Source organism: Paenibacillus phyllosphaerae, from assembly GCF_014192105.1.
In the GTDB taxonomy this organism is placed as follows: domain Bacteria; phylum Bacillota; class Bacilli; order Paenibacillales; family Paenibacillaceae; genus Paenibacillus_Z; species Paenibacillus_Z phyllosphaerae.
On sequence record NZ_JACHXK010000002.1, the window covers coordinates 87,479 to 105,689 of the forward strand.

The window sequence follows — 18,211 nt, forward strand, 5'->3', positions numbered from 1 at the left end:
CGCAATCAAACTGCAGTGTAATACGCAAGAAGGCCGACTCATGGGACATGAGATCGGCCTTCTTGTCGTGGTTACGATTCGAACAAAATATCGCCAGTTCGCGTTAGATCATAGCCGGAGATGGCTCGCAGTTCACTTCGGAATGCTTCCGAACGCAGTATGGCAAGCAAAGTCGGGAGCCATGCGCGGGTGGACGCATTCTTCATGATGACAAGATCGTATCTCTCCTGAATTAAGGGAATGAATTCGACCTGGCCGACGATGGCGGCTGCCTTCTCGATGCCGACGCCGACATCTGCCTCGCCCGAAGCAACCTTCGAAGCTACGCCGAGATGGTTCGTCTGTTCGAAGTCATAGCCGGTCAATTGCTCGGACGCAATACCGTGCAGCCGAAGCTGCTCGTCCAATAGGACGCGGGCGCCGCTGCCGCGCTCCCGGTTGACAAGGCGTAAGCCCGGTTGGGCAAGATCCGACCAGGTGTGGAGCTTGCGGGGGTTCCCCGGCTGCACATAAAGGCCCGCTTGCCTTGCCAACAGATGGACGACAAGGTAGGAAGAGCCAATGAACAGTCTCCTAATATAAGGAAGGTTATATTCGCCGCTGTCGCCATCGAGCAGATGCGTACTGACGATATCGGATTCGCCGCGGTACATAGAGACAAGGCTGTCCATACTGCCTGCATGCGAGCGAAGAGGGCGGATGCCGGTCAGCTGCTTCTCCAGATGGCGGGATAGAATATCGAGGCTAATATCCTGCCCCGTAATCACGAGGGAGCCGGAATGAGCCCGGGCGCTTGGCGGCATGACGGGCTGCGCCGCTGCCGGAGACGGTATTTCGATTTGCGTGAGCCCCTTGGCCCGCTGCTTGTAGCGTTCCAGATCCGAGGCGTCCACGCGCATCTGCTTGCCGACGCGGTAGGAGGGCAGTTCGCCTTTCTTGATGAGGTCGTAGACGGTTAACTTCGATATTTTGAGCAGCTTGGCGATTTCTTCGGTCGTGTAGGACATATCGCTGGACATCAGCATCCTCCTAGTGGCAGTTCAATTAGATATTTCGGGTCAGCCGGTGTTACACCACGGCGCCAATTCCCCCATCGTATCATAGCGCTGCTGAATTGAGTAGCGTATCGTTCGATTGCGTATGGTTTCGTTATAACTGGCAGGCGGCATACAGTCTGCATGGACGAACGCCGACACCGCCTGTCATGTGCTGCTCATATAGTAAACCACCGAATACGAGCGTAAAGCGTGGTGATCATTTTGGGCCGAACGATTAGTAAGCCCGGTGTCTCGATTGTTGTGTGCACCAACCGGCCGCAGTTCTTCGATAATCTGATCGCGAACTTTCGGACTCAGCAATACAGTCGCAAAGAGCTCGTCATTATTTTGAACAAGGACAACATGAGCTTGAGCCATTATCGGGAGCGGACAAAGGACGATGGCAATATTGCCGTCTATCAAGTGCCGGAACGAATTTCGCTCGGGCAGTGCTTGAATGCGGGAATCCAGCGTACCCAATATCCTCTGATCGCCAAATTCGATGACGATGACTACTACTCGCCGTTCTACTTGAACGAGCAGGTGGAGGCGCTTATTCGGACGAAGAGCGATGTGGTCGGCAAGCATGCCTGTCTGGTCTACCTTGGGGCGAGCCGCCGTCTGATCATCCGTTCGCCGAAGGAGCAGCGCAAGCGCGTCATCTTCGTGCAAGGCGGTACCCTTCTATTCCGCCGGCATGTGCTGAGCAAGGTTCGATTCACAGACCGATCCGTAGGCGAAGATACGACCTTCTTGTGGCAATGCCGCAAAAAAGGGTTCCGTGCCTACGCGACCTCCCCTTATAACTACGTGTACCACCGTAGAGGCGACAAGAGCAGCCATACTTGGCGGGCGAAAGATGCTTTCTACTTAAAGGGGAGCGTACCATTAGCGGTGACCGGCGATTATCGGCACTATGCCGATCGGCGATCATAGCAAGTCCGACAAATCCGTGCGTGAGACACGGATTTTTATTTTTGCACCTGGCCAGACAGACGGTTCGCACAGATGTGGCCGGTACGCTTCCATTGCCGAAGGGGTTCACCGATATGGCAGGGCTTTTCAACGGCTTCTTCAAGAACTCGCCCGATCTGGCGAAGAAAGAATCATAGATGGATGGTAAGCGGCCCGTGCGAGCGGGCTTTTTTCGTATTCTTCATGCTATAATCGGAATAAATGTGTAGCGATCAAGCATGAAGAAGGGAGCGGGCGCCGTGCCGACGGTTACCTTTTATCGCGATGAGGCGATGCCTTTCCTGGAGGGCAAGCGTTGTCTGGCGAACGATTTCGCCTATCATAAGCATTTTCACGAGGAATATTCGATTGGCCTCATTGATTCGGGGGCAACGAACGCTTGGTGCGACGGGACGATGCTGCGCGTCGAGGCTGGGAATGTCATCAGCTTCCCGCCGCTTATGCTGCATGCCTGCCATCCGGAAGAAGGCGTTGAATGGCAGTACAAAATGCTTTTCGTCAAGCCGGACTGGTTCGAAGGGTTGGAGCAGCGGACGATCGATCAACTGCATATTCCGTATTTACTCGGGGGATTGAAGAATGAGTCATGCCGCATTCGGTTGAACCGGGTCATGGAGGCGCTCTCCGGGCATGCGGATCCGCTTGAGACGGAGACGGCATTGGTCGAGCTCATTCAGGCGCTGGTCCTCACGGATGCCGACGATCTGCGGCATGAGCGTCGCAATCGGCAGGATCGCAAATACGTTACTCTGATGCAAGAGTATATCCATGCTCATTATACCGAGCGCATTACGCTGGAGGAGCTGGAGCGGATCGCCGGCATCAGCAAATTCCACCTCATACGCATGTTCAAGCAGTGGAGCCATCTGCCGCCTCATGCTTACCAGAACCTGCTGCGCATCAACCATGCCAAGACGCAATTGGCCAAACAACGTCCGATCGCGGAGATCGCGGACGAAGCGGGCTTCTATGATCAGAGCCACTTCTCCCGAACGTTCTCGCGCATTGTCGGGACGACGCCTAACCGTTACGCAGCCACCAACTGAGCATAGAGCAATTTTGTACAATACGTACATTCCCGCGTGCAGGTATGCTAGAGCTACTTGAACGTTAGGAGTGGGTCTTGTGCTGCATGAGGACAAATCAATTGAACCGTTGTTCGCGGAGACGATGAAGTCGATCGCGCGCCGCGCCGATCTGAAGGCATACGTCGAACATAATCCGCAGCTCTATCAGCTGCTCCGCCGCGCCGCCGCCCGGTATGTGACCGGCGATGATCGCCGGGACGGCCTGGAGGCTGCCGCTAGTCTGACAGCTCAAGGCTATGACGTCTCGCTCGAATATATCGGGGAGAATACGGCGACGGAAGCGGAATGCGAAGCGGCGGTGCGAGAGCTCTCCGGACTGATTGCGGAATTGGCCGGGAACAGGAGAAAGGCGCGGGTGTCGTTCGACCTGTCGCATATCGGACTGTCGCTTCATACCGATCTTGCCCTGCGGAATCTGCTGCAATTGGCCGAGCAGGCTGAGCCTGCGGGGATCGAGCTGTTCATCAGCATGGAGGAATCGGCCAAGACGGACCGGGTCTTGGACGTATATGAGCGGTCGGTCGCGCGCTATCCGTCGTCGATCGGAATCACGCTGCAGGCGCAACTGCATCGGACAGCCGCGGATCTTGCGCAACGACTGCCGGGGAATTCGCTTGTCCGGATCGTCAAAGGAGCTTACCAAGAGTCCGAGCAATCCGCGCTGCCTCGTTCGGAGCAGCTCAATAGGCGGTATCTCGAACTGGTCGAGCATGCCATCCTCCAAGGCCACCGCGTATCGATCGCCACGCACGACCAGCAGATCATCGATACGATCCTTACGCGCGGCTGGCTGTCGGAAGGGGCAGCCGAGTTCGAGATGCTGTATGGCATTCGAACGGAGCTGAGCCGCAAGCTGAAGGCGGCAGGACATCCGGTTCGCATCTATTTGACCTATGGCTCGGAATGGTATCTGTACATCTGCCATCGAATTGCCGAGCATCCGCCGAACTTGTACCGCGCGGTGATCGATATGGCAAGCGGGGAGTCGGTCGATCCGGTGAATAGTTATGCGGTATCGCGCGATCGTTAGCAGATTGCGGGTATCAGGATTTAGGAGAACATAAACAAGCCCAGGGAGCGTCATCTCCCTGGGCTTGTTATGCATATGCCCTTGCATATGTTTCGATTAACGCCGGCGTTCGAGCACGTCCTTGATCCGGCGGAGATCCTTCTCGTTCGCCCGCCGCATCATGATCGCCATGAAAGGGGAGACGAAGGCGGAGAAACCGCTCGGATTGCCCCTATTGCGCAGCGTCATGCGCGTGCCTTCCTCCGCATCTTCCCACGTATAGGTCGTTTCCATCGGAAAAGGGCCGTCAGCCGTTCGCATCACCATCCGTTCGCCGGGCGTATAGTCGGAGATCTCGTACACGTAAGCGAGCTCGCGGCCTAGAAATTTTGCCTTGAAGGCGATCGTGGCGCCAAGCTGTACCGCATGACCGGATATCCATTCCGCCGAATCGATATTGGCGTACCACTCCGGGGCGTTCTCGGGATTGGCGGCGTAGGCAGCCGTTACATCCCGCGGACAGCGGATGACGATTTCGGTAAACACATTAACCATGGCCAAACCTCCCGTTCCTAGCATTCAAGCCATCGTTAAGGCTACTGTTAGCATGAGCGATCGCTGAATGCCGTATTCCCCATCTTACGATTGTGAACCCAAACCAATCCCCGAGGCGATTTGCTGGACAAGCTTGCTCTCATGCGGCATGCCTATCTTGCGCGCATACTGCATGGCGCGTTTCCTGTAATGTTGCGCTCGTCGACTATCGCCTTCTTGCAAAGCGACTGCTCCGGCATAAGCGTAGTAACGCGGGTACGCGATCGGGAATACTTTGGCAAAACTACGGAGCGCCTTCATGGCCTGCACAAGCTGCGTGCGATGAAGATCGCGATCCCTATCCTTCTGTGCTAGAAGCGTTAGCAGCGCTTCGACCAATGCGGCATATCCGTCGAACGCGTAATACGTGGTTGGCGACGATTGATCCATCAGCGTAAGGCCGAGCTGCACATAATGCTGCGCTACTTGCGTTTGGCCTAGCTTGCTATAGGCCAGCGCCAGCAAATTATAGGAACGAATTTCCTCGATCCGTCCGATCCCAATCGGGATGAGCGTCTCTGCTTCCTGGAGCAGACGAAGGGCTTCGTCGACGTGACCGGTATACAGTGCATTCTCCGCTTGCGCCAGCAGTCCCCAAGATTGCGCCTGCGCGTTGCCGCTGGATTGTCCGGAGCGGTAAATCGCCAATGCCAGCTCGCTGCTGGCCGCAAAATCGGCGCGATGGTAAGCGACCGACTTCACCATCAAGTAGGAAGAGGCTTCCCAGTAGCGCCGGTTGCCGATTCGCTCATAGATATCCATCGCTTGCTTGGCATAGTGCATTGCCTGCGGCCACTTTCCGATGCCAATGTAGTACAGCGACAGATCCATGTATACCCAAGCTTCGGCGCTCAGCTCCTTGACTTGCCCCATTACGGAGAGCGATTGCTTCATGTAGGCTTTCGCCAGGGGATGGAGCGACATGATGCCTGCGGTCACGCACATGTTGCCGGAGATCTGCGCGAGCTCGGCTGACGCGCCGGCTCGTTCAGCCAAATTCAACGCATGCAGCGAATGGTAGAGATTCTCTGAAGGTTTATTAATGAAAAAGGCAATCTCGGCTAATCGCCAATAGCATCGGGCCTGCTCGAGCAGTTCATCGGCGTTGCGCGCGCTGGATTGGAATAACCGGACCGGCAAGATGCGACGAGCGATCTGGCGAATCGCCGCGGCCGCAAGGTCCCGTTTGAACTGTCCCGGGCTTGCCGCGATCGGACGACCTGCCAGCGCGAGCGCCTTCCCGAGCTGTTCGGAGGCTTGAGCCATATCTCCGATCCCCATATAAGCTTCGCCCAGCATGCGACGCCATCTTGCCGAGTCCGATGGCGCAGGCGCGAGCAGCGGGCTGTTGACCAGCTCCGAGAATAGCCGTGCCGCCTCGCGATAAGCACCGGTCCGCTGGGCAGCCATTCCCGCTTTCTCCAGATAATAAGCCGATTTGCCGGGATGCTCGGCCTTCGACCAATGGTAGGCGAGCAAGGAATAATGCGGGGACAAGTCGTACACGTGGTTCTCGTACCACTCGGCGAGCGCGAGATGAAGCTGTTTGCGCTGCGAATGGAGCAGCATGTTATAGCTGACTTCTTGCGTAATGACGTGCTTGAACAGATAGGTTAATTCCGCTTCAGCCGGCTCCCGCAGCGTCAGATTGACCTCGGCAAGAGAGGTGAGCCGGTACTCCAGCTCCAGCTGCTGGGCTTGCGCAGGCATCGTGCCGTCCAGCGCCGCGTAGGTGAACCAACGCCCGATGACGCTGGCAACCTTCAATACGAGCTGCTCCTCGGCGGGGAGACGGTCGATGCGACTGCGGACGATGCCCTGGATGGTCGTGGGAAAATGCTCGTTCTGCAACTCCTCCAGCTGGGCAGCTGCGACGCACTCGCCTGCATGGATGGCAATAAGTCCGCGGTCACGCAGCGCATAGGCCAGCTCCTCGCTGAAGAACGGATGGCCTTCGGACTTCTCCAGAATGAAACGGCCTATCGGCTCGGGCAGCGTACCGACCTGCAGCCGCTCAGCAAGAAGCTCCAGCGTCTCCGAGGCTGACAGGGCATGCAGCTCGATGACCGCGGCATGCGGAAGCTGGAACAGGGGCAACTCGGTCAAGATAATCGGTTCGCTCTCCGGGCGCGCAGCGAGCAGAATGAGCACATGCGGGAGCTGCTCTGCCACTTTGTGCAGCAAGGTCAAGGAAGCCGAGTCGATCCAATGGCCGTCGTCAATGACCAGGACGGTTGGACGATCCAATAGGATTCCTTGCAGCAGCCGGATCATGAACTGATGGGTATTGTCCGCGCGTACATGTCCGGTCATCGGCGATGTCCATTCATTATCCGGCAGCCGGTATGGCAATACCGGAGATAGGAGCGGCAGCCAATGCTGCAGGTCAGGAACGGCTTCGCGGATCTTGCGGGTTATCCAACCAGACTGCTTGCCCATAGGAGCAGGCTGACGGTCAGACTGGAGCAGGGTGTGGAAGATACTTCTCCAAGGGTAGTAAGGCGTCTGCTGCTCGATGGCATCGGCCGCGCCTTGCAGGAGGGTGACGCCAAGCTTCTCGGCTTCGAGCTGCACATGTTGGAGGAGATGGGATTTGCCGATCCCGGCTTCTCCGAACAGGCCGATAACGCCGCCGTGCCCTTGTTGCGCCCGTTCCAGGCGAGACCGCAATTGTTCCGCTTCAGCCTGCCGTCCGATCAATGGCTGGATGGCTGCAGGCTCTTCGATCGTACCGCTCGGAATATAGACCGTTACGGCCTCGGGCAGTCCTTTCAGCAAGACACGCTCCCCATCATCAAACAGAATCTCGGCTGAGGCAGCTTTATAGGTAGCTTCATCGCATAGGACATGCCGGCCGGTCGACAGCTGCATCAGCCTTGCGGCGAGATTCATGGTATCCCCGATCATCGTATATTCGCGCTTCACGTGATTGCCGATGGACCCATAGAACACGACGCCGGTAGCCAAGCCGATGGCATGGGGAATCGCCTGGTCTTGCAAGCCTGCTTGGATGGCAAGCGCTGCCCGAACGGATCGCGCCGCGTCATTCTCATGGGTATAAGCCGGCATGCCGAAGGCGGCGATGACGGAGTTTCCTTTGTCATCGAGACTGATCTTGTGCACGGTTCCGCCATAGAGCTTCATCTGACGTTGAATGGTTGCGACGGTTGCTTGCAGACGGTCGGGATGAAGCGACTCGGCCGCGTCGCGGAGGTGAATGAACAACACGCTAATTAAACGCAGTTCGCAGGTCCAATCGACGGCTGCCGTCCGTTGTACGTCGTGCTCATTTCCTTCATAGGGCAAGCTTGCCGGCGCAAGGGACGGTTCTTGCACCTTTCGCAGAATGAACGCCTCATCGGAGGCTTTCGCCTGATCTGCTGAACAGTGCGCTTGAAGCAGCCGATAGGCTTCCTTCGACATGAGCACTTGCCCGGCTTCCGCAAAGGGGCTTGTCGCCCGAAGCTGGCTTATCGCCTCGCCGCCGAGTACCAGCTCGTAGCGTTCATCGACGCCGCCGGCCATGCATGCTTCGATCCGGCCTGCGCTTAAGGTCATGCGCAGGGATAGATGAAGGCCGGGGAGTATCGCTCGCTCGTGCAGAGCTTGCTGCAGGTGAAGCCCGCAGGCAGCTGCCTTGCGCAAGTTCGGCAGCAGGTTATCTTGTTGCCCATCCGCTTGCCATAAGGCCAACAGCGCATCTCCGGCAAAATTGACGACCTCGCCGCCGGCTTCGGTGATCGCCGTTATCATGCTGTCAAAGCAGGCGTTGAGAATAATGGAGACTTGCTCGACGCCGCCCGACCCTTGCTCGGTGAGCTTCTTGGTCAGGGAGGTGAAGCCGGATATATCTACGAAGAGGACAACCCCGTCAACAGCCGGTTGATGCGGATTGTATCGGAGCAAGGTGGCAGGATGTTGTGTCTGTTCGGGCATAGGTGTGTTCTCGACCTCTATCATTAGGATGTTAGAAGTCTATTATGACATCGATCGACATTTTTTGGGAGAGTTCACCTACCTGAATTGAAGCGACAAGCGTAAGAAAACGGCTGCCTTTACTTTACAGCCATCAGCCACAACGCATTCTGACAGGAGATTCGCGTTCGGATGACGGGTTGCCGTCATTTCCCTAGGGCAAATGAACCCGGCGCTCAGATACAATGGGCTAGTGATTCTCATAGGCAGCGAATGCGAAGGACAAGATAAATTAGAGGGAAGGGTGTCGTCAAAAGAATGAAATTCTCGGTAGGTACGAAACTTCAAGGCGGATTTATTGCCGTTGCGGCGTTGGTTGGTGTTATTGGATCGCTTGCCTACGTAAATTTGGGAGATGTAGACACCTCTTATTCCGATCTGACGGACAGGCGGAGCGTCATTTTGTCCAATGCGAAAGATCTCCAGATTAACGCCTCACAGGAAATATCAGGACTGCGCGGCATTCTGCTGGAAGAAGATGATTCGAATGAGGTCCTCGCTACGGCGATGACCGAATTGGACACGGCTATTGCGTCTATGTTGAAGCTGGTCGACGACGACAAGCATGTGCAGACACTCAATGAACTTTCTTCCAAAAACAAAAGCTTCAAGGAAGCGGCCGAACAGACGCTGGCCTTGTATGCAACGAATGAAGAGTCGGCCAAGCAGCATGCCATGAATGTGGCAATTCCCATAGCAAGAGAAATTCGTACAATGGCGGATTCGCTAGCCGAAGATCAATTGACGCTTATGCTTGACGGCAGCAAAGAAAAAACAGTGTACGTGAACGAATTAAAGAAGACGTTGGCTATATTAAGCCTATCAGCTATTGCGCTCGCGATTATTATCGGGTGGCTTATTACGCGTAGTATTACCAAACCCGTCATGGCGATTCGGCACGAGTCGCAGAAAATGGCGTCTGGCGATCTGACCGGTGACGCCATCCGGATCCATGCCCAAGATGAGATTGGCGAACTGACGGTATCGTTCAATCAGATGAAATCTAATCTGAAGACGCTGATCGGCCAAGTCACCGGCAATGCCAATCAGGTCGGCATCACTTCGGACGAGCTGGCGGCAAGCGCCGAACAGACTAGCCATGCGACGGAGCAGATCTCCGGTTCCATCCAAGAGATTGCACTCGGGGCCGAGCAGCAAGTGTCCCGTGCCGCAGAGTCGGCAGAAGCCGTGACGGAAATCACGCGCGGAATGGCGCAAGCAGCCGAGTCGATTATGCACGTGGCGAACCTGACGCAATCGACGAATGCCAAAGCAAAGCAAGGCAGCAGTGTGGCGAAGCAAGCGGTAGATCAGATGAATCTCGTTCAGCATTCGGTCAGCCAGACCGCTGATGTCGTTCATAGCCTTGGCGATAAATCGAATGAGATCGGCGAGATCGTGCAGATCATTACGGAAATATCGAGCCAGACGAATCTGCTCGCGCTGAATGCAGCCATCGAAGCTGCCCGCGCAGGTGAGCAGGGCAGAGGATTCGCCGTCGTAGCTGACGAAGTGCGCAAGCTGGCCGAGGAATCGGGACAAGCGGCTTCGCAAATCCGCACCTTGATTGAAGCGATTCAGCAGAGCACGAAGCAAGCGGTGCTCTCGATGAATGAAGGCACGTCGGTTGTGAGAAGCGGGATCGATATGGTACGAATGACAGGGGACGCTTTCGCCGAGATTGTGCAGGCGGTTGAAGAGGTTGCGGCAGAGTCGCAAGAAGTGTCGGCGATCGTGGAGCAGGTCTCCGCAAGTTCCAAAGGCGTGGCGACGATGATCAGCTCGGTAACGCGCACCGCCGAAGAATCGGCCGGCAGCACGGAGAATGTGGCTGCTTCGGCGGAAGAGCAGAATGCTTCCATGCAGGAAATCGCGGCTTCGGCAGAAGACTTAAGCCGACTGGCCCAAGAGCTGCAGGATACGGTACGGGTATTCAAGCTGTAATGAGCTGTAACGAAAGAAGGCAGACTGCAAGCTATAAGCTTGCGGCCTGCCTTTTTCGGCTATCTATCCGAGTGCGTTCGCGATTACCCTTGATTGCTTACGATGGCGCGGACAGCGTCGGCCACTGGGGTGCTTGGACGGCCGAGTACCTTCTCCAGATCGTCGCTGACGAGATTGAGCGCATCTTCGCGGATTGCGGATTGGATGGCGACGAGGATGGGCACGACGAAGTCAGGCACACCGGCTTGGCCCATGATGCTGGCGTAAGTCGCATCGTCCACCTGCTGCACCGGAACTTCACGGCCGATTGCATCGCTTAGCGCTGCGGCGAATTGCTCTTGCGTCAGCGGTTGGCCGCCGAACTCATAAACCTTGTTCTCGTGGCCTTCGCCGGCGAGAACAATAGCCGCAGCTTCCGCATAATCGCGGCGGTTAGCCCAGCCGACCTTGCCGGAACCTGCCGATGTGATCCATGGCGCTCCGCCAAGCACGGCGTTAATGGTGCCAAGCTCGTTCTCCGTATACCAGTTGTTGCGCAGGAAGGCGTAAGGAATGCCTGTCGCGAGAATGGCGTTCTCTGTTGCACGATGCACTTCCGCGAGGAACAGCGTACTCTCTTGCGCGTTGGTCGCGCTCGTGTATGCGATGAAACGAACGCCGGCGGCCTTCGCTGCCGCTACCGCAGCGGAATGTTGGCGGATGCGTGTCTCCGTATCGCCATCAGCGGAGATGATGAGCAGACGATCGATTCCCGCGAATGCAGCGGCAAGAGATTCCGGCTGATCGAAATCGCCGAAGCGAACGTCAACGCCTTGGGCACGAAGCGATTCCGCTTTCTCCGGATTGCGCACGCTCACAGCCAGATTCGCTGCAGGTACTGTTTTGAGCAAAGTTTCAACGACGATGGAGCCAAGTTGTCCAGTTGCGCCTGTTACGAGTAGTTTCATAAGGGAATCCCTCCGGTTAGTGGATGTACGTTTCTCATTCCTGTAACAAGTATAGTTACAAGTTGGCGGGGTGTCAATCGTCTATAAGCGATGCCGGTAAAAGTATTCATGATACCGTTTACATTTCCAGAGTCGCATGGTAACATGAATGTACGACAGTTGCGCAAACGTTTGAACAACATGGGCGTACGATTCACTGGGATCAGAAGGACACTTCTCGAGAATGGCGAAATAGACACAATTAAGTCGTCTGTTTCCCTCGAAAGCCGTCTATTTATTGCGCTTATTTGTGCAAACGTTTGTGCAACTGTAAGAAGCTATCGAATTATGGGGAGGAAAGCTAGCACATGGGGAAAGGGTATCGAAATCAGCTTCAACGTAAACTGTCATTTGTAACCGCTATCATTTTATTGCTCCAGCTGTTGTCCGGCATTGGGGCTGTGTATGCGGAGGATGCTGGAAACGTGACAACCGCGGAACAAGCGGACGGCGGGACAGGCGTGCAGACTGAGGAGGGAATCGGCGACGAACCCGCTGCAGACGGGATTCCAGCCGAAGAAGGCACCGTGGATGAAGGAACTTCTGATGAAGGAACTTCTGATGAAGGAATCGCAGGAGCGGAAAGTGCGGAGGATGGTAATGCAGCTGAAGAAGGTTCGGCTGAAGATGACGCACCGGAACTCATCGCCGATGCATTGGTCGAACAGCCCGGAGGCCTCACCCAGTGGGTCGTAGCCGGCAGCTTCCAAGGCTGGAATCAGAATTCGCAGGAGACGCGGTTGAAACATCTGGTCGGAGGCTTCTACCAATACTCCACGGTGCTTCCGAAAGGTCAACACGAGTTTAAGATCGTGAAATCGGACTGGAGCGGGTTCTCGAACAACGGGGGCAACTTCAGCTTGAATCTGGAGGAAGCGAAGGTCGTCAATTTCTACGTGAATGAAACGACCGGCGCAGCGCGCATCAACGTGAAGGGCGTGGAAGGTCTTCCTTATTATGAACCTACGTTAACGGCGGCCAAATGGCCGAGACTGGTCGGCGATATACAGACCGTCTTCGGCGAGTCGGCATGGGCGCCGGATCAAGCGAAACAGCTGTTCGTCGACTACAATTTCGACGGTACCGTATTCAAGCTGCAGCGGACGCTTCCTGTCGGCAAGTACGAGGCAAAGGTTGCGCTCGGCCCGAACTGGGATGAGAGCTACGGCAATGCTCAGGGCGGCAATCTGCCGGTCAATATTCTTGACCCGTCCGATGTGACGTTTACCTTCGCCAACACGGGCACAAAGCAGCTCGCTCACGATTACGTCGCGAAGAACGCTTCCTACGACGGGCTGATCGATAACAGCAAGATCGGCTTCGATAGCCGTTCGGTTACGTACAAGAAACCTTTCGGCGCGATTAAGCAGGGCGAGCAGGATCTGACGCTTCGCATCGCGGTGCTGAAGGGGGATGTGCAGACCGCGAAGGTCGAGCTGACGAATCCGGCAGGACTGGCGAGTTCCTTCACGATGAGGAAGGTAACAACGGTTGGCAGCCAGGATTACTACGAGGCCGTGCTGCCGAAGAGCGCTATGGGCCAGATCGGCATTTGGGGCTACAAATTCATTCTGATCGATGGCGCGACCAAGGTGGAATACGGCGATGACAGCGTGCGCGGCGGCGCGGGCAAAGTGTCGGCTGACGGCGCGGTTCCGTACGACCTGACGGTCTACGACCCGAATTACACGACGCCGGATTGGATGAAGAATGCGGTCGTCTATCAGATCTTCCCGGACCGCTTCTTCGACGGGAACGAGGCGAATAACCGCGCCAAGACGGTCGACGGCTACCGCGGGGCGCTTGACGAAGATACGGCCACGAGCGCGGGCGGGCAACAGCTGCAATATTTTGACGGCGGCGTAAGCAATGATCCTACGCCGGAGCAAGTATGGGGCGAGTGGTCGGATACGCCTGAGAATCCGGATCGCTCGACGCCGGAGAACAAGCCGTACTATCCGAATGCGAAGACGGACGGCGCGTGGACGAACGAATTCTACGGCGGCGATATCGAAGGGATCCAGCAGAAGCTGACTTATTTGAAATCGCTTGGCGTGAACACGCTTTATTTGAACCCGGTATCGTGGGCGGCATCGAACCACAAGTACGATGCTACCGATTATGAGCACCTCGATCCGATGTTCGGCGAGCCGGTCTACAATACGCCGGGCGATCCGGATTCGGGCTTGAACTATGAAGAGACGCGCGCGAAGTCGGACCGCATCTATCAGCTGTTCGCCAAGGAAGCGCGCACGCTTGGCATGCATCTCATTAACGACGGCGTGTTCAACCATGTCGGCGACGACTCGATTTATTTTGACCGCTACGGCAAGTATCCGGAGATCGGCGCTTACGAGTATTGGGCGCAAGTCTACGATACGATGAGCGAGCAGAACGTGACGCAGCAAGCGGCGGAGACAGCCGTTCGCGCCGAGTTCGCGGCACAGATCAATCCGCTTACCGGCAAGAACTATGCGTATCCGGATGATTACATGTACACGACGTGGTTCACGATCGGCCAGGACAAAGTAACCGAGGACGACGGCACTTCCCATTACCGCTATGACGCATGGTGGGGCTATGACTCGCTGCCGGTTATGGATGCCAAAGAGCCGCAAGACGGCGATACGGAGGCCATCGAAGGCTTGCACGAGTGGAACAACGTTCATTACCGCGATACGGTTATCGGCCACGATCTGACTGGCCTGTCCGATGCGGAGGCGAGCGCGGCGATGCAAGCGACGAACTCGCAGCGCTGGATGTGGATGGGTTCGAGCGGCTGGCGTCTGGACGTTGCGCCGGATGTATCGAACGGCACGTGGAGCAAATTCCGCGAGGCGGTCAAATCGGTAACGGGCCGCACCGATGCGAACGGCAATCCGATCGAAGAGCCGATCATTCTCGGCGAAGAGTGGGGCGTAGCGACGAAGTATCTGCTGGGCGACCAGTTCGACTCCGTCATGAACTACCGTTTCCGGGGCGCGATTCAGAGCTTCTTGATCTCGGGCAACGCGCAAACGATGGATGAGACGCTGGAGTCGATTCGCGAAGACTATCCGGAGGAAGCATGGCAGGCGATGCTCAATCTGGTCGATTCCCATGATACGATTCGTTCGATTACGAAGTACGACAATCCGAATTATGAAGAAGAGCATCTGGTCATCGCGCCGGAAGCGACGGATAAAGCGCTCAAGTTGCAGCAGCTGACGGCGATTATGCAGCTGACGTATCCAGGCGCGCCAACGATCTATTATGGCGACGAAGTAGGCGTTACCGGAACGAAGGATCCGGACTCGCGCCGCACCTTCCCGTGGGAGCGGGTAACGGAAGGCGAGAATGGCGAGTTCAGCGCCGTCGGTCGGTACAGCGATCTGTTCAGCACGTACCAGAAGGCAGCGCAGCTGCGTAACGAGAACGAAGTGCTGCGTACGGGCGAGATTCAGACGGCGTATGCGCAGGGCGATGCCATCGTCTATGCACGCAAGAGCGATACGACCGGCGCGCTTATCGCGATCAATCGCGGCAGCGAGCCGCTTACGGTCGAAGCGAATGTAGCAGGCTTCCTGCCGGATGGGCTGGAGTTGACCGATCTGCTGCCGATGAGCGGCGGTACGGGCGCAACCGTATCCGGAGGCAAGGTTAAGCTGACGATTCCCGCACTGAGCGGCATGATTCTGCTGTCTGGCGCTGAGCTATCCGAAGTAGCGCCGATCGAGGGACTTAAGGCAGTCGGCGGCAATAAGAAGGTTGATCTCAGCTGGGATGCGGCTGAAGGCGCCGAAGGCTACGGCGTCTATCGTGCAGCTATCGAGGGCGGTGCCGTCGAGCTGATCGGTACAGTAACGGAGCCAAGCTACACGGATACGAACGTCACGAACGGCACCAAATATTATTACTCGGTAACCGCTGCAGTAGGCGCGAGCCAAAGCGCGCTGAGCGATATGGCGGCAGCAACGCCGTCGTTCCCGGTAGCGTCCGTTGCCATCACGCAGCAATCGACGCCGGTAACGCTTGGAGTCGGCAACGTCACTTCGGAGATTCAAGTCTCCATTGACGTGCCTGGGCTGACGGACGATCCGGCGCTGGCAGGCAAAGAGGCGACCGGAATTGCCGTGAAGTTGATGTACTATAAGGAAGGCACTTCGAAAGAAGCGGCTCTGGAAACGAAGCTTAGATATCGCGCGGACGGACAGAATGGCGACAAAATTTATTGGGCGCAATTCGAACCGACGGGAAGCGGCGCTTATTCCTATTTTGCCCTCGTGTCGACCGATAACGAAGAGACTTACACGGAATCTGCCCAGAGCTATGTCGATGTCTATGCGAATCCGGATGATACGACGCCTCCGCAGGCGGTGACGCTGTCGCCGATCGATGTGGAATCGAACATGGTACAGCTCAAATGGGCGCTGCCGGAAGATAAGACGGGGATCACGGGCATCGAGATCTACCGGAAGGAAGGCGCAGGCCAATTCCTTCTGATCGGAACCGCGGCAAGCAACGCTGTAACCTACATTGACTATACGGTCAGCAACGATACGGCCTATGAGTACAAGGTCGTCACCTATGACAATGCCTATAACCGGGCGGAGTCCGGCATTCAGGCCGTAACGCCGAAGCTCGTCATGGTCGACGTTACCCTGCGTCTGCATCTTCCGGCTTATACGCCGACGACGGACAATATTTATTTGGCCGGCAGCTTGAACGGCTGGAGCGCGAACGGCAATCTGTTGACGGTGCCGAGCGGAGCGACCGACCGCAGCGTGGTCGAGTACAGCTTCAAGATGATGGCTGGCAAGTCGATCGAATACAAGTACACGCGCGGCAATTGGTCAACGGAAGCATTCACCAGCCATGAACGCAAAGCAAACGATGATACCGATATGGGCAACTGGGCGTACAGCTCCACCAACACGAATATGCAGCTGACGATCAAGAATCAGGGCGGCAACAAAATGCTCGTCGACGATTACGTGCTGCGTTGGGTCGATATGCCGATGATGATCTCGCTTCCGCGGACATCCTATGGCGACAACATCGCCTATACGACAGAAGACAGCACAATGGATCTTAAGGCGGTCGTGCCGTTCGGCGTATCGTTCACGATTAACGGGCAGCCGATCCCATCGGAAGCGATGGACGCAAGAGGCAATGTGCTGCTAAGCGGTATTCCGCTGAGCGTAGGCGTCAACACATTCGAGGTTCACATCGAGCCGACGCAAGAGACGCTTAATCTGCCATGGTATGAAGACAAAGGCCGCGCTAGCCAGGCCACGAAGACCGTTACGATCGAAGTGACGCGGACAGGGGAGACCGATCCGGATGACGGCGATGGCGACAACGGCAATGGAAATGGAAATGGAAATGGAAATGGTTCGAATAGCGGAGGCACGACGACGCCTGCTCAGCCTGCCGGGGTGCAGCAAGCGACCATGGATCAGCTGAAGCCGAATGCGCAAGGCATCGCTGTCGTGGCGCTCGGCCAAGGCATCAGCGAATTGCAGCTTCCCGTGCAAGCAGGTAACGGGCAAGGTGCGGCAGACCTTGAAGTCAAAGCCGGTGCCGTAACGGTCGCTATACCGCAAGAAGTGTTGCAGGCGTTAGCGAACCTGCTTCCGGCTGAACTTCGTGAGGGCGGGCATCTGTCCTTGTCGGTGAAGAAGCTGGATCAAGCGGCATCCGATGCGGCGATCCAAGCCGTACAACCGCAAGGCGGCAGTACGTTATCGCTGGCTGGGGAAATCTATGAGTTCGAACTTTCTGCCGTAACCAAAGACGGCAAGACTTCCAAGCTGTCCGCATTCGGCGGCACGCCAATCATGCTGAGCTTTACGCTGGATGGCAACGCGAATGCCGAGCTGGCAGGCGTCTACTACCTGGCGGCTGACGGCGAATTGGAATATGTGGGCGGAACGGTCAAGAATGGCGTCCTTACCGCGCAAGTGAGCCACTTCAGCCGCTATGCACCGTTGGAATATAAGGCGGTCTACAACGATCTGAAGGCAGGACATTGGGCGCTTGAAGCGGTAACCGCACTGAGCGCGAAACATATTGTCGAGGGCGTAGGAGGCGGCGCGTTCGCGCCTAGCGCACAGGTAACGCGTGCGGAATTCGCGGCGATGCTCGTCCGCGCATTCGGTCTCACGGCCGAAGCTGAGGCGCCATTCGCGGATGTAGCCAAAGGTGCCTGGTATGCGGAAGCGGTAGCCGCTGCATATGAACACGGCATCGTAACCGGCCAGACAGCAGGCAAGTTTGCGCCGGCAGCGGTCATCTCCCGCGAAGAGATGGCGGTCATGATCGTCCGGGCCTACGAAACTTTGACGGGCAAGGAGACAGCTGCTCGTATCGCGCTTCAGGTTCGCGACGCTGCGTCCGTCAGTAAGTGGGCAACGGAATCCGTCGCTGCTGCGGTAGAGCTCGGCCTGATGCAAGGTCAGAGCACGGGCTTCAATCCTAAGGCAACCGCTACCCGCGCCGAGAGCGCGCAAGTGATCTATAAGCTGTTAACCAAGTTTGAGCAATAGGATATAGCAAGATCGAACTACCCCTGGTCATTTTCTCTGGCTAGGGGTCGTTCATTTTTCCTGCAACTTTGACGAT

Annotated in this window: 9 protein-coding genes; 5 read left to right on the plus strand and 4 right to left on the minus strand. The window is 56.5% G+C overall.

Annotated elements, in window-relative coordinates; all coding sequences use genetic code 11:
• Window positions 1–71: 71 nt before the first annotated feature.
• Window positions 72–1,019: a helix-turn-helix transcriptional regulator gene (locus FHS18_RS04555; RefSeq protein ID WP_183597501.1), complete on the minus strand. Its 948-nt coding sequence runs from the start codon at window positions 1,017–1,019 to the stop codon at window positions 72–74.
• A gap of 228 nt (window positions 1,020–1,247) precedes the next feature.
• Between FHS18_RS04555 and FHS18_RS04560 the strand changes: the two genes are divergently transcribed.
• From FHS18_RS04560 to FHS18_RS04570, 3 genes are all read left to right on the plus strand, one after another.
• The gene (locus tag FHS18_RS04560) at window positions 1,248–1,973 is read left to right on the plus strand and encodes a glycosyltransferase family 2 protein (protein ID WP_343060400.1); all 726 of its coding nucleotides are present in this window, start codon (window positions 1,248–1,250) and stop codon (window positions 1,971–1,973) included.
• Window positions 1,974–2,230: 257 nt separating this feature from the next.
• Window positions 2,231–3,058, plus strand: coding sequence for a helix-turn-helix domain-containing protein (locus tag FHS18_RS04565; protein ID WP_221401199.1), 828 nt, complete (start codon window positions 2,231–2,233; stop codon window positions 3,056–3,058).
• Window positions 3,059–3,137: 79 nt separating this feature from the next.
• Window positions 3,138–4,130, plus strand: coding sequence for a proline dehydrogenase family protein (locus FHS18_RS04570; protein WP_343060401.1), 993 nt, complete (start codon window positions 3,138–3,140; stop codon window positions 4,128–4,130).
• 96 nt (window positions 4,131–4,226) lie between these two features.
• On the opposite strand, the gene FHS18_RS04575 is transcribed toward FHS18_RS04570, so the two are convergent.
• Window positions 4,227–4,664 (minus strand): SRPBCC family protein, encoded by a 438-nt coding sequence (locus FHS18_RS04575; RefSeq protein ID WP_183597503.1) that lies wholly within the window; start codon window positions 4,662–4,664, stop codon window positions 4,227–4,229.
• An 84-nt stretch (window positions 4,665–4,748) separates the two neighbouring features.
• On the minus strand, window positions 4,749–8,639 hold the full coding sequence (locus tag FHS18_RS04580; RefSeq protein ID WP_183597505.1) for an AAA family ATPase: 3,891 nt from the start codon (window positions 8,637–8,639) through the stop codon (window positions 4,749–4,751).
• A gap of 297 nt (window positions 8,640–8,936) precedes the next feature.
• On the opposite strand from FHS18_RS04580, the gene FHS18_RS04585 reads away from it, so the two are divergent.
• Window positions 8,937–10,622, plus strand: a complete 1,686-nt coding sequence (locus FHS18_RS04585; RefSeq protein ID WP_183597507.1) for a methyl-accepting chemotaxis protein — start codon at window positions 8,937–8,939, stop codon at window positions 10,620–10,622.
• 83 nt (window positions 10,623–10,705) lie between these two features.
• On the opposite strand, the gene FHS18_RS04590 is transcribed toward FHS18_RS04585, so the two are convergent.
• Window positions 10,706–11,569 (minus strand): SDR family oxidoreductase, encoded by an 864-nt coding sequence (locus FHS18_RS04590; protein ID WP_183597509.1) that lies wholly within the window; start codon window positions 11,567–11,569, stop codon window positions 10,706–10,708.
• Window positions 11,570–12,033: 464 nt separating this feature from the next.
• On the opposite strand from FHS18_RS04590, the gene FHS18_RS04595 reads away from it, so the two are divergent.
• Window positions 12,034–18,135, plus strand: coding sequence for an alpha-amylase family glycosyl hydrolase (locus FHS18_RS04595; protein WP_343060402.1), 6,102 nt, complete (start codon window positions 12,034–12,036; stop codon window positions 18,133–18,135).
• The last annotated feature ends 76 nt before the right edge of the window (window positions 18,136–18,211 follow it).

What these genes read in the sequence shown, in the direction of transcription:
- FHS18_RS04555 (WP_183597501.1), bottom strand. Translation starts at nt 1,019, where the DNA reads ATGTCCAGCGATATGTCCTACACGACCGAAGAAATCGCCAAGCTGCTC.
- FHS18_RS04565 (WP_221401199.1), top strand. Translation starts at nt 2,231, where the DNA reads ATGAAGAAGGGAGCGGGCGCCGTGCCGACGGTTACCTTTTATCGCGAT.
- FHS18_RS04575 (WP_183597503.1), bottom strand. Translation starts at nt 4,664, where the DNA reads ATGGTTAATGTGTTTACCGAAATCGTCATCCGCTGTCCGCGGGATGTA.
- FHS18_RS04580 (WP_183597505.1), bottom strand. Translation starts at nt 8,639, where the DNA reads ATGCCCGAACAGACACAACATCCTGCCACCTTGCTCCGATACAATCCG.
- FHS18_RS04585 (WP_183597507.1), top strand. Translation starts at nt 8,937, where the DNA reads ATGAAATTCTCGGTAGGTACGAAACTTCAAGGCGGATTTATTGCCGTT.
- FHS18_RS04590 (WP_183597509.1), bottom strand. Translation starts at nt 11,569, where the DNA reads ATGAAACTACTCGTAACAGGCGCAACTGGACAACTTGGCTCCATCGTC.